Origin of the sequence: Dictyobacter alpinus (genome assembly GCF_003967575.1) — a bacterium.
Taxonomy (GTDB): domain Bacteria; phylum Chloroflexota; class Ktedonobacteria; order Ktedonobacterales; family Ktedonobacteraceae; genus Dictyobacter; species Dictyobacter alpinus.
Map to the genome: position 1 here is coordinate 1,406,443 of NZ_BIFT01000002.1, position 15,390 is coordinate 1,421,832.

14 protein-coding genes and 1 riboswitch are annotated in these 15,390 nt (G+C 50.0%); of the genes, 5 read left to right on the forward strand and 9 right to left on the reverse strand.

The genetic code is table 11. The annotated features are described in order from the left end of the window. Window positions 1-150: 150 nt before the first annotated feature. Complete coding sequence (locus EL633_RS28125; RefSeq protein WP_126630553.1) at window positions 151-567, forward strand: response regulator; 417 nt, start codon at window positions 151-153, stop codon at window positions 565-567. 14 nt (window positions 568-581) lie between these two features. Here EL633_RS28125 and EL633_RS28130 read toward each other — a convergent pair whose 3' ends face one another. The 7 genes from EL633_RS28130 to EL633_RS28160 form a co-directional block, all read right to left on the reverse strand. Continuing rightward, window positions 582-1,121, reverse strand: coding sequence for a fasciclin domain-containing protein (locus EL633_RS28130; RefSeq protein WP_126630554.1), 540 nt, complete (start codon window positions 1,119-1,121; stop codon window positions 582-584). Window positions 1,122-1,159: 38 nt separating this feature from the next. Beyond that, window positions 1,160-1,447, reverse strand: a complete 288-nt coding sequence (locus EL633_RS28135; protein WP_126630555.1) for a hypothetical protein — start codon at window positions 1,445-1,447, stop codon at window positions 1,160-1,162. Window positions 1,448-1,618: 171 nt separating this feature from the next. Further along, on the reverse strand, window positions 1,619-2,671 hold the full coding sequence (locus EL633_RS28140) for an ABC transporter substrate-binding protein (protein ID WP_126630556.1): 1,053 nt from the start codon (window positions 2,669-2,671) through the stop codon (window positions 1,619-1,621). Between the two features lie 33 nt (window positions 2,672-2,704). Then, the gene (locus EL633_RS28145) at window positions 2,705-3,475 is read right to left on the reverse strand and encodes an ABC transporter permease (protein WP_126630557.1); all 771 of its coding nucleotides are present in this window, start codon (window positions 3,473-3,475) and stop codon (window positions 2,705-2,707) included. Next, the gene (locus EL633_RS28150; RefSeq protein WP_126630558.1) at window positions 3,472-4,260 is read right to left on the reverse strand and encodes an ABC transporter ATP-binding protein; all 789 of its coding nucleotides are present in this window, start codon (window positions 4,258-4,260) and stop codon (window positions 3,472-3,474) included. The genes EL633_RS28145 and EL633_RS28150 overlap by 4 nt, the downstream gene beginning before the upstream one ends. A gap of 153 nt (window positions 4,261-4,413) precedes the next feature. Then, window positions 4,414-4,521, reverse strand: a riboswitch (TPP riboswitch). Between the two features lie 205 nt (window positions 4,522-4,726). Then, window positions 4,727-5,497, reverse strand: coding sequence for a type 1 glutamine amidotransferase domain-containing protein (locus EL633_RS28155; protein WP_126630559.1), 771 nt, complete (start codon window positions 5,495-5,497; stop codon window positions 4,727-4,729). Window positions 5,498-5,561: 64 nt separating this feature from the next. Further along, window positions 5,562-6,200: an NADPH-dependent F420 reductase gene (locus EL633_RS28160; RefSeq protein WP_126630560.1), complete on the reverse strand. Its 639-nt coding sequence runs from the start codon at window positions 6,198-6,200 to the stop codon at window positions 5,562-5,564. Between the two features lie 165 nt (window positions 6,201-6,365). Here EL633_RS28160 and EL633_RS28165 point away from each other — a divergent pair, with 165 nt between their 5' ends. Continuing rightward, the gene (locus EL633_RS28165) at window positions 6,366-7,271 is read left to right on the forward strand and encodes a PDZ domain-containing protein (protein WP_161982497.1); all 906 of its coding nucleotides are present in this window, start codon (window positions 6,366-6,368) and stop codon (window positions 7,269-7,271) included. A gap of 87 nt (window positions 7,272-7,358) precedes the next feature. On the opposite strand, the gene EL633_RS28170 is transcribed toward EL633_RS28165, so the two are convergent. Continuing rightward, the gene (locus tag EL633_RS28170) at window positions 7,359-9,587 is read right to left on the reverse strand and encodes an ATP-dependent Clp protease ATP-binding subunit (RefSeq protein WP_126630562.1); all 2,229 of its coding nucleotides are present in this window, start codon (window positions 9,585-9,587) and stop codon (window positions 7,359-7,361) included. 449 nt (window positions 9,588-10,036) lie between these two features. Beyond that, window positions 10,037-12,268 carry an ATP-dependent Clp protease ATP-binding subunit gene (locus EL633_RS28175; protein WP_126630563.1) on the reverse strand — a complete coding sequence of 744 codons (2,232 nt, stop codon included), beginning with the start codon at window positions 12,266-12,268 and terminating at the stop codon, window positions 10,037-10,039. A 516-nt stretch (window positions 12,269-12,784) separates the two neighbouring features. Here EL633_RS28175 and EL633_RS28180 point away from each other — a divergent pair. The 3 genes from EL633_RS28180 to EL633_RS28190 all read left to right on the forward strand — a co-directional run bounded on the left by EL633_RS28180 (window position 12,785) and on the right by EL633_RS28190 (window position 15,385). Beyond that, window positions 12,785-13,048 carry a hypothetical protein gene (locus EL633_RS28180; protein WP_126630564.1) on the forward strand — a complete coding sequence of 88 codons (264 nt, stop codon included), beginning with the start codon at window positions 12,785-12,787 and terminating at the stop codon, window positions 13,046-13,048. Window positions 13,049-13,220: 172 nt separating this feature from the next. Then, complete coding sequence (locus tag EL633_RS28185; protein ID WP_126630565.1) at window positions 13,221-14,072, forward strand: sugar phosphate isomerase/epimerase family protein; 852 nt, start codon at window positions 13,221-13,223, stop codon at window positions 14,070-14,072. A gap of 278 nt (window positions 14,073-14,350) precedes the next feature. Next, a complete protein-coding gene (locus EL633_RS28190; protein ID WP_126630566.1) occupies window positions 14,351-15,385 on the forward strand; it encodes a redoxin domain-containing protein in 1,035 nt (344 codons plus the stop codon). Window positions 15,386-15,390 lie beyond the last annotated feature (5 nt).

A 15,390-nucleotide genomic window follows, 5' to 3' on the forward strand; every position in this document is an offset into this window, starting at 1 on the left:
CAACCTTGTATTCATGGTGCTCTATAAAATCTGCATGAAGGAACAGATATGTCTGACAAGTAGACAAAAATAGAGATCAGCACACATCTTATTGTTCAAAGGTTACGTATACAAAGAAAGCCTTGTATCTGTGTTGTAGGGGAGGGAAAAATGCCGGAGCAGCCACTTATAAAAACATACGAACAATCCAACACGATTAGCCATACTATAGGTAAAACATTGCTTGTCGTAGAGGACGACGAGAGTATTGGAGAAACGATTATTCAAGTGATTGATAATGAGACTGATTATCACGCAACACTGGCCATCGATGCCCGCCAGGCACTTGAAGTAATCAAACACCTCAAACCTGATGCTATTCTATTAGATTATCAACTCCCCTATATAAATGGTATCCAGCTTTATGATCAGCTCCATGCACTAGAAGATTATAAATACATACCAGTTATACTGATGAGTGCCAATCTACCATATAAAGAAGTTCGCCAACGCCAGATGATCACCTTAAAAAAACCCTTTGAATTGGACGAACTGGTTGAAATTGTGCATCATTGTCTGGAAGGATAAACCGCCTGAGTCTTTCAAGTGAGTTCAGCTTTGCTAAAAGGAACATTGCCATGAAAAGACTCCGGACTCAGTCCTGCAGGCCAGAGTATACGCTCAATAACATGCACGGCACCATTGGCGGTCAGGATATCAGCATAGAGGACACGCGAATTTTCTACCAGAAAATCATCTGCCAGCGTAACGTGTAGAGGCTGGCCGGATAAGGTGTCTAGTGACAAAAATCGGCGCTGCTCTTTGTTAGCAGTTGCTTGCTCCATTACTGGCGCTTCTTCGTTTGCTTGATGAAAGAAGATCTGTAGATCGGCGTACTCTACCTTAAGCGGCACAATATGAAAATCTAGCAAACGACGCAGCTTATCGATGTCTTTGAACAGATCAAACGGGGACTTCTTATCGAGCATGGAGAAAGCTTCGTCTGGCGGTGCAAACAGGGTAAAAGTATCCGCATAATCCTCAAGCTCATCCTCTAGACCGCACGCTTCAAGCAGCGAATGCAGAACATTGAAAGTAAAAGGGGTGGTCCTGGCCAGCAAAATATCACTGATATCCCACATATCAATCCTTTCTAACAGAATGCACCTTTGCGCATCAGTTATGAATATGCCTCGCGTTGATCATAATGGGTACGCCCCTGGAACGCCCATGAAGGATAATAGCGCCGCATATCCACTTCATCTGGTTCGCCAGTTTCCTGATTGTATGCAATCTCCACCATTTGATCGCTACGCCAGGGATTAACCGGGCGCATCCCCGGTGGCGGTAGCTTACGCATGGGACCAGGCTGCGACGTTGGCCAGATTGGATAAATGGGTTCGATTGTTTGAGTAATACTAGTTGGCAATAGTAATACGACTGGCTGCTTCTTTTGAGGATTATTCATGCTACTATCTCTCTCCAAACTATACTATATCTGCAAACATCCATTCGCCATAACCATGGCACGTTCAGATCCGATTGAATGGTGACAACAAACTTTGCTACAAAAAAAGGCTGCATATTACAACCACGAGAGTTGTAATATGCAGCCCCAGACGTGTACGTACACCCATAGCTATGGCAGGAATTGATTCGTATAGAGGGAATTCAGATTCAAACTGGTAACCGGCTTGCCATTCGCATCTTTCACACCATCAGCATGCAGAATAAACTGTGGGTAGCCCTGCCAGGCAGAGGCATCTTGCTGTCCCCAATGACGACCGCTATCGGCATAGCGTGGGCTCAGATACTGCTGACTATCGGTCACATAAGCTTGATCAGGAAAGGTGCCTTTGGGAACCTGCTGCATCAAGATGTTCGCCGCATCCTCAGCATGGGTACGAGCATATTCATAGCCACGGGCCGTCGCCTTCATAAATTTGCGCAGCAGTTCCGGCTTATTTTTAATCTCGTTGGGACTGGCAATAAAGTTTGGCGTATAGTAGTCAGCGATGCCATATTTAATGATGGGAAAGGTTGTGAGCTGTACACCCTGATGCTTGGCCTGAATACCTTCAGCCCCATCAAAAATCCACACAAAATCAACGCGATGGCTCTCCAGAGCTTGCAAAGGATCGATGTCCAGCGTCACACTCTTGATATTGCCCTTACCACCATCCTGCTTAATCATCTGGCCAATCACAGCCGACTCATAAGGAGCGCCAAAGGCACCATAGGTCTTACCATCCAGGTCCCGAGGCCGTTTGATAGGAGAACTGGCCAGCACGGCCAGCGAGGAGGTATTATGCTGCACAATCGCCGCGATCGATACTGCTGGTTGTCCAACCGCTGCATCCGAGACAATCGATTCTGTTGAACTAATACCGACATCAACCTTGCCATTATTGATCAGCACATCGGGGGTCACATTCGAAGAATATGGTTGGATCTGAAGAGAAAGGCCTTCTTCCTCATACCACTTCTTCGCCATGGCCACATAGACACCGGTATGATTGGTATTGGGAGTCCAATCCAATGCCAGCTTGACTGGTGTTAATGGCTGTTTGGTCGTATTGGACTGTTGAGGAGGATTACTGGCCCGCTGCTGGACCAGGTAGAGACAACCAATAATAACGATCAGGAGCACGGGAATACCAAGGCTTAAAAATAAGCGAGTGCGTGATTTCATATAAATAAGTACCTTTCTATGTAGTGGTTTGGCTTAGCGTGTTTGCCCAAAGCGTTGATGCCAGGGCAGAGCTATATATTCAAGCAGCGAGACCAAGCCAAAGAGCAGTAAACTTAACAGGGCGGTCACGACAATAGCAGCAAAGACCAGCACGATTGCATTTGAGCTTGCCGCTGTCTTCATGTACAGTCCCAGGCCTTGTTCAGCCGCCACATATTCACCGACGATGGCGCCCGTAACACTATACGTGGCTGCAATACGTAGTCCTGAGAAAAATGCTGGTAAGGCACCCGGCAGCCGTACCAGCCATAGGATTTGCCAGCGCGAGGCACGCATACTCTGCAACAATTTCATCAAATCAGGATCAGTACTGGCCAGTCCATCCGCGCAGGCTACGGCTATCGGAAAGAAACAATACAGGGTCACCACAATAATCTTGGGCGTCAAATCCAGGCCAAACCAGATTACCAGGAGCGGTGCCAGCGCCACCATTGGAATCGTCTGGGAGGTAATCAGGAGCGGATAAACGGACCTGCGTATCCATGGAGAGAGATCCAGTAATACAGCCAGCACCAGACCAAGGACGGTGGCGATGGCCAGTCCCAGTACTGTCTCCAGACTGGTTTGGAGCGTGTGGATCGAGATGACATCCCAGTTAGCGATGAGCGCCTGCACAATCGAGGTTGGGGTCGGCAAGAGATGAATATTGACCAGATTGACCCGCACGACCAGTTCCCAGAGCAGAAAGATGCTTATGGCCAGCACCACAGCAGGACCATAACCAGCCAGACGTTTAAGACTCATAATGGCTGCTCCTTCACCAGGAGCGAGATGAGTTCCTGCTCCAGTTCCACCGCACGCGTTTCGGCCAACATCTGCTGTCGACGCGGCCGTGGTAAATCAATATCCACAATCCTCAATACTGAGGCGGGGCGCGCACTCAGTACATAGATACGATCCGATAATAAGATCGCTTCCCTGACATCATGGGTGATAAATAGCACGCTTGACTGAAAGCTCTGTAGTAATTCTAGTAACCACATTTGTAAAGTGATGCGAGTTAAGGCGTCCAGCGCTCCAAACGGCTCATCCAACAACAGAAAGGAAGCATTGAATAAAATCGTGCGCAACAAAGCGATACGCTGACGCATACCACCGGAAAGGGTCACAGGATAACTCTCCGCAAAGTCCTGCAGGCCAAAGCGCTTCAATAGCTCATAGGCTCGCTGCTGAGCCTCTTTACGCGGCACACGGCGTACATCAAGTCCAAGCATGACATTCTCTGCCACGCTACGCCAGGGCAAGAGTAGTGGCTGCTGTGGCATATACCCCACTTTGCCGGCCCGTTCGCCCTCCCAATCTCCCTCAATCGCCAGAGCACCGGTCGTAGGAGTATCTACACCCGCCACGATATTAAACAGGGTGCTCTTACCACAACCACTTGGACCAATCAGCGAGACAAACTCTCCCTGCCCTACCGTCAGATCAATCGGGGCCAGGGCCTCCACCTGCCGACGTCCATCCTGATAGGTTTTAGTCACACCCTTGATGGCCAACTTTAATCCATCTTTTTGTGGGTCATGCATCATAATTCCTCAGCATAGAAATGACACCACCTCTTCTACATATCGGCTCAAAGCACACAAAAAAACGCTACCCCCAAAACGTAGAGTAGCGGCAATCATGGGTGTGCCATCGGCCAAAAAAGGCATAGATGGGATGGAATCCCAACCGACAGACAAACTGATGATATGCTACTTCCCTACGCTGGTATTATCCAGATCAGGTTCAAGGGTCGGTACGCTTAAATGCGTCCACCTCTCAGTCCGTAGACTCCCCTAGCAGCAAACAGGCTTTATTCTATTGAGCAAATAATGTGCATTGAAATAGTGTTTATGTATGTAACGTGTGCTTTGAGTATACCGCATGAATACAATTTTGTGAAGGGATTCACCGAGAACGACATAATCTGGCCAGTAACCATAGTTATAGAGTATAGAGACCGTCTGGCAAATGCCAGGCGGCCTCTATACTCTATAACTATGGTTGGGGCGACTATTGACCGAGGGCAGCAATCAGCAACTGTGCAACTTTGCGGCCAGAGTATTGTTGCTGGCCTGTAATCAATCGTCCGTCACGAATAGCGAATTGCTTGAAGAGGCCGGCCTGGATATAGTTTGCGCCCCGCTCTTTGAGAGCGTCTTCCAGGCGCCAGGGCATAATTTTGGTACCGGCCGCCTTGTCTGAATAGTCTTCTTCAACATTAGCAAAGCCGGTGATAGTCTTGCCAGTCACCAGATAGGAACCATCAGAAAGGGTTGCATCTACCAGGGCGGCTACGCCATGACAGAAGGCGGCAACAGGCTTTTCAACCTCATAAAAGGCACGAATAGCTGCGTGTAGATCCTGATTATCCCGGAAGGTGAACATTGGAGACTGTCCGCCGCTGATAACAAGCGCATCAAAAGAGCTATAGTCAAGGGTAGACAGTTTGGGGGTGTCCTCCAGCAGCGCTACCAGTTCGGGAGTATTGAGGAATCCCATACTGATCAGATCATCGGCCGACCACTTACTTGGATCACGGGGATCACTGAGTTCATCTACAGCAACCTTACCACCATCAGGACTGGCAATGGTAACTTCGTATCCTGTCTCGGTAAATTCATAATAAGGGTGCGAAAGTTCGGCTGCCCAGAAGCCAACCGGCCAACCTGTTGTAGTAGAGGTGGTAGGATTCGCAACTACTTGCAGGATACGTAATGGCTGTGTACGTGTAACATCGACAACAGCATGATGTGAACCACTATTCTTCAGTGTGTTTGCCATGATTCATACTCTTTCCTTGATGAGGCTTTCACCAACACGATAGAAAACATCCATATTTTCAATGTTATTTATCTGTTAGGACTTTAAAGGCAAGATGACGGCCCTTTTTCTGCGCCAGGGCCAGTGTAAACCAGAGGGATGCAATCGAGTCGAGTAAACCCATCTGCTCATTGCCACCAAGATAAACAGGATTCAAGCCGACATCAGCAATGAGCTGCTCAACGCTCGCTTGTGCAGCATCCTGAGGGCCACAGTAAAAGAGATCAGCCTGTATGCCAGCAAAGTTAGGCGCGGCGAAATTCTCCCAGCCCAGCGAATTAAAAGCTCGATACACATGGGCCTTTGGCGCGTGACGCTGGAAATGCTCCAGATTGTGCATCGAATCCTCGCCCATACGGTTAGCGGCATCAATAATGATGCGACCATCCAGGCGCGTAGCATAATCACGTGCGACAGACTCAACGACGCTACCTGGCAAAGCAATCAGGACCACATCTGGCTCGCCCTCAAGCGCTTCCTCTGTTGTACCAATTGCAGCCCGTCCTCCAATTTCAGCGTCGGCGCGCAGGGTCTGGGCATTCTTCCCATTGGGATCATTTACCCCAAAGTGTACCTTGTGGCCCGCGACAACCCATTTCTTACCCAGAGTGCCACCAATATTGCCCGCACCAAGCACAGCAATAGTTAGTTGTTTCTCAGACATATTATCTCCTCGTATCTTTTTACTATCCCGAACAGGCAAGACATACTATTTTTGTCCGTTCATTTTAAGACAACGTTTGAGTTCAAAGATTTATTCCAGCATAAAGATATGATACAATACCCATGTAAAATACGGCTGAGTATTGAAGGACGGTGCAGGGCTATTATGCAAGAACAAGAAGAACATCTATCCTCGCCAGGGGCGGATGAGAAGGATTATCAAGGGCCAAAAAAGATGACAGAGACCGATCACCTGAAGGATCATGTGGATTGGGTTCTTGAGGGATGGAAGCAGGAACTACCAGAGCTTCCGGTCGCGCCGGTGGGGATTATTACGCGTCTTGACCGTTTACAAAGCTATCTGCGTTCCGAGGTTTCCAGCCTCTATGAGCGCTTCGGCCTGACTGGCCCTTCGTTCGCAGTCATCGCCACCTTACGCCGGGCGGGCAAACCTTACCAACGCTCACAGCGCGCCTTGATGGATGCCTTGCAATTGACAGGAGGCACCATCAGCGTGCGCATCGACCGACTGGAACGGGATGGCATCGTCGAGCGTAGTGCAGATCCACACGACCAGCGCGGTGTGCTGGTACAGTTAACGGAAAAGGGTGAGCGTCTCTTCGATCAGGTTGCGCCGCTACACCTTGCTAATGAAGAACGCCTGCTCTCAGCGCTGGACGCCCAACAGCGTGAACAACTGGCCGGACTCCTACGCATACTCCTCCTCAGCTTCGAACCGATCGCCGCAGAAGATCCACACCATCCCTCGCACTGGATTGGTGCCTCACTGGCATCTGCGCATCATGCCCGCAAGATTCGCCTGGCCGCTGGTCTGCCAGATATCGCAGGACTACTGGTGCAGAGCGTCGTGATCCCAGGTCCAGCGGCTACCGCAGGTCTGCGCGAAGGTGATCTGATCATTTCCGCCAACGGCCATGAAATACGCTCAATCGAAAGTCTCTATGAGCAAATACTTGCCATCTCCCCTGACACAAACCTCACACTAGAAGTCCTACGTGGCTCTGAACAACGCCAGGTCCAGCTTATTCCTGCCAGGCTGCCTCTCATTTAAAGCATTAAAAGTACAAAAAAAAGAGCCAGATTGCTTTGATGCAATCTGGCTCCCAACATACATTGAAGAATTATTTTGTAGTGACGCTTACGCGCTTACGGTCTCCTCGGAACGAACAACGATCTTGCCGTCTTCAACCGCCAGCAAGGCCTGCTGACCACTGGCGATGGTACCATCAAGAATAGCATCGGCCAGGGCATCGTCGACATAGCTCTGGATGGCACGGCGCAGTGGGCGTGCTCCATACTCTTCGTCGAAGCCTACTTCCAGCAAGAAGTCACGAGCTGTATCGTCAACATTCAATGCAATCTGCTGCTCTTGCAAGCGCTGACGCACCTGATCCAGCATCAAGTCCACGATCTGATACAGATTCTCACGGTCCAGCGTATGGAAGACCACGATCTGGTCGATACGGTTGATGAACTCAGGTCGGAACGCCTGCTTCAAACCGTCCATTGCTTTGGAACGCATCACCTCGTGCTGCTCATCTTTGGCATTATCACCCTTGCGGGTATTAAAGCCCATGTTGACCGCACGTTTGAGATCAGCACTACCAGCATTACTGGTCATGATCACCACAGTATTCTTGAAGTCGACCGTGCGACCCTGACCATCAGTCAGACGTCCATCATCCATGATCTGCAACAGTGAGTTAAAGACCTCAGGATGAGCCTTCTCTACCTCATCCAACAGGATCACACTGTATGGACGGCGGCGTACCTGCTCAGTGAGCTGGCCACCATCATCATGACCGACATATCCCGGAGGGCTCCCGAACAACCGTGAAACGGTATGGGGCTCCATGTACTCCGACATATCTAGCCGGATCATATGGTCCTCACCACCAAAGAGCTCGGCTGAGAGGGCTTTGGCCAGTTCGGTTTTACCGACACCGGTTGGTCCCAGGAATAGGAAGGAACCAATGGGCCGTTTGGGATCTTTCAAGCCGGCACGTGAGCGACGGATCGATTTAGCAACCGCTTTAATGGCCTCGTCCTGTCCAATCACCCGCTTGCCCAGATCACTTTCCAGGGTCAGCAGATTCGTCCGCTCACTGTCCAACATTTGTGTCACTGGCACACCAGTCCAGGTCTCAACGACTTGCGCGATTTGTTCAGCAGTCACCAGTAACGAAATGGTGGTATCACCATTCTTACGAGCTTGCTCCAATTTCTTCAAGATGACAAACTCTTGCTGGCGCAAGCTGGCGGCCTGCTCATAATTTTCAGCTTCAGCGGCAGCTTCTTTCTGCTCCTGTACCTGAGCTAGCTCTTTTTCCAGAGCGGTGGGATTAACCAGACCTTTTTCATCAGCTTCCAGCACCATTGCAGAACCCGCCTCATCCATCAGATCGATGGCTTTGTCAGGCAAGAAACGATCATTGATATAGCGATCGGAGAGCTTGACAGCGGCTTCGATGGCGTCATTGGTAATACTCACGCCATGGTGCGCCTCATAATTTGGACGCAGCAGGTGTAGCATCTGAATAGCCTCTTCAACCGAAGGCTCATCTACTTTCACCGGCTGGAAACGGCGCTCCAGAGCGGCATCTTTTTCAATATGTTTGCGATACTCATCCAGCGTCGTAGCACCGATACAGCGCAGTTCGCCACGGGCCAGGGCTGGCTTGATCATATCTGCGGCACCCACCGAGCCTTCGGCGGCACCCGCTCCCACAACCGTATGCAGCTCGTCGATAAAGACAATGATCTCAGGAGCATTACGCAGTTCTTCGAGAATCGCTTTGATGCGCTGCTCAAACTGGCCTCGGAACATAGCACCAGCGATCATACCGCCAATGTTTAACGAGACAATGCGTTTATTCTTCAGGTTAGCAGGCACATCGCCACTAGTAATTTTGCGGGCCAGACCTTCCACGATGGCGGTTTTACCCACGCCCGGCTCACCAATCAGGACGGGATTATTTTTCTGACGACGGCCCAGAATGGTGATCATCCGGCGTAGCTCACGTTCACGTCCAGCGGCTGGATCTAATTTGCCTTCAGCAGCCTCACCAGTCAGGTCACGACCATACTGGTCAAGGGTTGGAGTCTTACTCTGCTGCGCTGATTTTTCGGCGGTAGCAGTATTTACACCCCCTGCACGAGAGGCAGAGGCGAAGGATTTATCATTATTCGCGGCAAAACCAAAGGGAGCACCGGCGAAATCAGAATCTCCAAGACCGCCCGTCTGGTCTAACGCGTTCATTAACTCTTCCACACAGGACTGACAAAGGAAATGGGATTCACGTTTACCATCTACCATTGCCTCAACGCGCACCTGTGCAGGATTTTTCTGACAGCGTTCACATTTCATGAAATTGAATGCTCCTCACTTATATATTTGCAGCGGAAATCTCGTTATGGGATCTCCACGAGATATGCAATTAGCAGTGATTGAATGGCTAGTTTTTCATGATCAGGATATTCATTAGTCTCCTGGCACTCATACTGGATAATTGCTCGTTCACATATTATAACGGTATGCGAAAAGGGTTTATTCCCACTTTTAGCACTCTTATTTAAAGATTGCCAGTTGGTTATGATAACAGGAAGTTTGAGCTGCTTATTCCCTTTTTTTACTAATAATATGAGAGGTGAATCATTGGCCTGAAGCTGCACGTTTACGGTGCTCACCTGACGATGTTGGTGGCAGTCCACAAATACAGAGTAAGAATAAAAGGATAAAGCGAACAAGGTTGCTTGTTCGCAATCTTGTTCGCTTTAACACTGATTTGATAAAGGATATTTTAAACGGCTGGTACGTTAGGCCAGAACTGTTTCGGCTAATTGGACGGCAATCTTGCCATCGATCATGGTCAGAACAGCTTGTTTACCACTGGCGATAGTGCCATCAAGAATAGCATCGGCCAGGGCATCGTCGACGTAGCTCTGGATGGCACGGCGCAGTGGGCGTGCTCCATACTCTTCGTCGAAGCCTACTTCCAACAAGAAGTCGCGTACTTCGTCATTGACAACCAGCTCAATCTGCTGCTCTTGTAAGCGCTGACGCACCTGATCCAGCATCAAGTCCACGATCTGATACAGATTCTCACGGTCCAGCGTATGGAAGACCACGATCTGGTCGATACGGTTGATGAACTCAGGTCGGAACGCCTGCTTCAGGCCTAGCATTGCCTTGGAGCGCATCACCTCGTGCTGCTCAGTTTTAGCCTCTTCGCCCTTGCGGGTATTAAAGCCTATGTTGACCGCACGTTTGAGATCAGCACTACCAGCATTGCTGGTCATGATCACCACAGTATTCTTGAAGTCGACCGTGCGACCCTGACCATCAGTCAGACGTCCATCATCCATGATCTGCAACAGTGAGTTAAAGACCTCAGGATGAGCCTTCTCGATCTCGTCCAACAGAATCACGCTGTATGGACGGCGGCGTACCTGCTCAGTGAGCTGGCCACCATCATCATGACCGACATATCCCGGAGGGCTCCCGAACAACCGTGAAACGGTATGGGGCTCCATGTACTCCGACATATCTAGCCGGATCATATGGTCCTCACCACCAAAGAGCTCGGCTGAGAGGGCTTTGGCCAGTTCGGTTTTACCAACACCGGTTGGTCCCAGGAATAGGAAGGAACCAATGGGCCGTTTGGGATCTTTCAAGCCGGCACGTGAGCGACGGATCGATTTAGCAACCGCTTTGATGGCCTCGTCCTGTCCAATCACCCGCTTGCCCAGATCACTTTCCAGGGTCAGCAGATTCTTCCGCTCACTGTCCAGCATCTGTGTCACCGGCACACCGGTCCACATCTCAACGACTTGCGCGATCTGCTCTGGCGTTACCAGTAAGGATAGCGTCGTCTCTGATGCAGAGCGGGCTTTTTCCAGTTTCTCCAAAGTCAACAGTTCCTGCTGACGCAGACTAGCAGCCTTTTCGTAGTCCTCAGCTTCAGCGGCAGCCTCTTTCTGCTGCTGCAGTTCAGCCAACTCTTTTTCTAGAGCCGAAGGGCTGACCAGACCTTTTTCATTGGCTTCCAGCACCCTCGCGGAACCCGCTTCGTCCATTACGTCAATGGCTTTGTCAGGCAGGAAGCGGTCGCTGATATAGCGATCGGAGAGCTTGACAGCGGCTTCGATGGCGTCATCGGTAATGCTCACGCCATGGTGCGCCTCATAATTTGGACGCAATAGTTGCAGCATCTGGATGGCCTCTTCAACCGAAGGCTCATCTACCTGTACCGGCTGGAAACGGCGCTCCAGAGCGGCATCTTTTTCAATATGTTTGCGATACTCATCCAGCGTCGTAGCACCGATACAGCGCAGTTCGCCACGGGCCAGGGCTGGCTTGATCATATCTGCGGCACCCACCGAGCCTTCGGCGGCACCCGCTCCCACAACCGTATGCAGCTCGTCGATAAAGACAATGATCTCAGGAGCATTGCGCAACTCTTCGAGAATGGCTTTGATGCGCTGCTCAAACTGGCCTCGGAATGATGCACCAGCGACCATATTACCCATATTCAGTGAGATGACACGTTTGCCACGCAGGTTAGCGGGCACATCACCACTATTGATTTTGCGGGCCAGACCTTCCACGATGGCGGTTTTACCCACACCTGGCTCACCAATCAGGACGGGATTATTTTTCTGACGACGACCCAGAATAGTGATCATCCGGCGCAGCTCACGCTCACGTCCGGCGGCTGGATCTAATTTGCCTTCAGCAGCCTCACCGGTCAGGTCACGGCCATATTTATCCAAAGTTGGTGTTTTGCTCTGCGTCTCTGGGCGCTCAGCGGTCGCAGTATTCACTCCATTGGCACGAGCAGCCGCAGCAGAAGAAGTATTGTTGTTATTGGTAGTAAAACCAAAGGGAGCACCCGAAGTCTCGGGGCCATCAAAACCTTCTGCCTGATTCATCATGCTCATCAGTTCTTCAACACAGGACTGACAGAAAAAATGAGATTCACGGCGTCCTTCTACCATCTGATCAACACGGACCCTGGCAGGATTTTTTTGACAGCGTTCACATTTCATAATTTACGTATGCTCCTGATTCTTTTTAGTATATTTTATAGAAAGAGAATCAACTTCTTGCCGACTCCCTCGCGTGAAGATTTCTCAATTGCGTCCCTGACTCCAGTCATAAACCTGTCAGGATCTAGCAGTCTCATTAGCTAATTGCTAATTCATCTATAATAACGATGCGGCGAATCTTTTTATTCCCACTGTTAGCATTCTCCTTGTGAGATTGCTAATCACTTATAATAACACGAAGCTCGAAGCTCTTATTCCTTTGTTAGCAACCTCATGGCATGATTGCCAATCACCTATCATAACACCCAGCAAAGTGCTCTTATTCCCACATTTAGCAATTCCAAACGTCGACTGCTAAAACGGTAAAGAAATATCCAGAAGGACAGTATTTACATTTTGAAATTGCAGCGAACGAGCCTATGCGTCCGTGTATAAAGGAATGTGGTATATAGTAGTAACAGGGAGGGAGATAGATTCATTCCCTTCTGTAGCGAGAGTAGCGAGAAAGGAACGGCTATGAGTACACGCGACTTAGGAAAGCATATGGTGGAATTACATGAAGAGGGCATGCTCGCCATCACAGGAGAGGGCGTGCGTGTGACACTGGCTCCCCATGAGGCTTTAGATTTCTTACACTGGCTCACCCAGCATCAGAAAACGTTGGAAGACATTGCCAGAACTCATGCGGACTACGAAGTGCCCGAAATCCTACGGGAAGAGACCAGCGCACCGATATCTGATTCACCCGACGATCGGGAACTGCCCGTCGATGAGCCGTAAACAATAGTTTTGCCTGCCAGTGATCATTTTCCCAGGCTAAAAAATTGCAAATGGGCTACAATAGGAGAGAGAACGCGGTAATAGAGAGGTAATTCTCTCTCTTACTGTTTGTAAAGCCCACAACATAGATACATATCTCTGTCTATTTCATGAGTCAAGGAGAACTGGCACGATGCCTAGAACAGACCAACCCAACAGTACACGTCGCCTTTCGGTTTCTACCTGGAGCTTACATCGCACGCTGGGGGACTACGCCGTCTATGGTCCTGACACAGAAAATCCCTCCTCGTTAACCGATACAGATAAACATGGACAGCTCACTCTGCTGGAACTGCCAGCACGCCTGGCGGCCTTTGGTATTTCGACACTGGAGATCTGTCATTTTCATCTCCCCAGTCTGGATACAGGCTACCTTAAGGAATTACGCGCAACCCTGCAGCAAGAGCAGATTGAACTGTTCTCGCTCTTGATTGATGAAGGCGATATTACCCATCCCACCAACGGCGAGCGCGATCAGGCCTGGGTGAGCTCCTGGATAGAGATCGCAGGACAATTAGGAGCCAAAAGAGCGCGTGCCATTGCGGGTAAAACAACACCAACAGCGGCTAATCTACAAACCAGCATCCAGCGACTGCGCCAATTAGCCAACCATGCAGAAGAACAGGGTGTACGGCTAATGACGGAAAACTGGTTCGGCCTGCTCTCACAGCCGGTCGCGGTCCGTACAGTCTTTGAACAATTGGAAGACCACGTCGGACTCTGCTTCGACTTTGGCAACTGGTCTGGCCCCACCAAATATGAAGCCCTGACCTCAATCGCGCCCTATGCTGAGTCCTGCCATACCAAAGCACACTTCTCAGCCAACGATGAGCTCGACAAAGACGATTACATCCGCTGTCTCGATATCACCCGTGCCGCAGGCTTCTCAGGACCTTACACATTAATTTACGACGGTCCTAATCCTGATGAATGGCATGGCCTGAGCAGAGAACGCGAGCTTGTGACACCCTATCTGCAGGCATAACAGCATACTATCCACCTCCCTAAAAATTGCAAGCAAGACGCCCTCTTACCTGGTTTCATGGTAAGGGGCGTCTTGCTTGCTGATGAGCATATCTCAACATTGCCTGAAGCGGCCTGTCAACGCAACCAAGGCGATATGCCGGGTGCATCTGTATAACTTACCCTGACTCATTCGTGTCAGTTAAAGATAATATTCTGCCATAGCAGGATAAATACCCGGCAGAAAAAGCATTGCTAAGATAATGCAACCTATCACAACAAAAGAGAGAGAGTCATCTTATGAATACTAGCGAGAAACCAACCAGCGTATTACCAGCTGGAACACCTGCGCCGGATTTCACCCTACCAGCCGGACCTGACAAAAAGGTATCGCTAAGCGACTTCCGTGGCCAACCGGTGGTACTGGTCTTTTATCCAGCCGACTGGAGTCCTGTCTGTGGCGATCAAGTGGCTTTATATAATGAGATACTCCCAGAGTTCCAGAACTTCAATGCACAGATCCTGGGTATTTCGGTTGACAGTCTCTGGTCCCACAAAGCTTTTTCCGAACAGAAGCACCTGCAATTTCCGTTGCTAGCAGATTTTGAGCCTAAAGGCCAGATTGCCAGACAGTATGGAGCCTATCGCCAGAACGACGGCATCACCGAACGAGCACTATTTGTCATTGATGAGCAGGGCACAATCCGTTGGAGCTATGTCTCACATCCCGCCATCAATCCAGGCGCCGATGGCATTCTAGCGGCGCTAGCAGAGGTGTCAGGACAACAGGCAGCTGAAGGCCAGTTGATCGTGCCAGCCAACGAGCATGATTATACCCAGGGACCTGCGACGGCCCCGGTCACGCTGGTAGAATATGGCGATTACGAATGTCCAGATTGTGGAGATGCCTATCCAGTGGTCAAAGAAGTACAGAAACGGCTGGGAGACAAAGTACGTTTTGTCTATCGCAACTTTCCTTTGACCCACCAGCATCCTCATGCCCAACACGCGGCAGAAGTTGCCGAGGCAGCCGGTGACCAGGGTAAATTCTGGGAAATGCATGATCTCTTATATGAGCAGCAGCATAATCTGGAGGATGAGCAGTTGTTGCAGTATGCAGATCAACTTGGGCTGGATCGCGAGAAGATTCGTCAAGCCCTGGAGAATCATACCTATACAGCACGCATCCAAGAGGAGGTCAGCTCCGGTAGCCGCAGTGGTGTTAACGGTACGCCAACCTTCTTCATCAACGGCCAGCGCCACGATCAAGCCTACGACGTCGATACCCTATTGGCGGCATTGAATAAAGCCATTGATGTCAAAAATGCCCGATAGCCAAG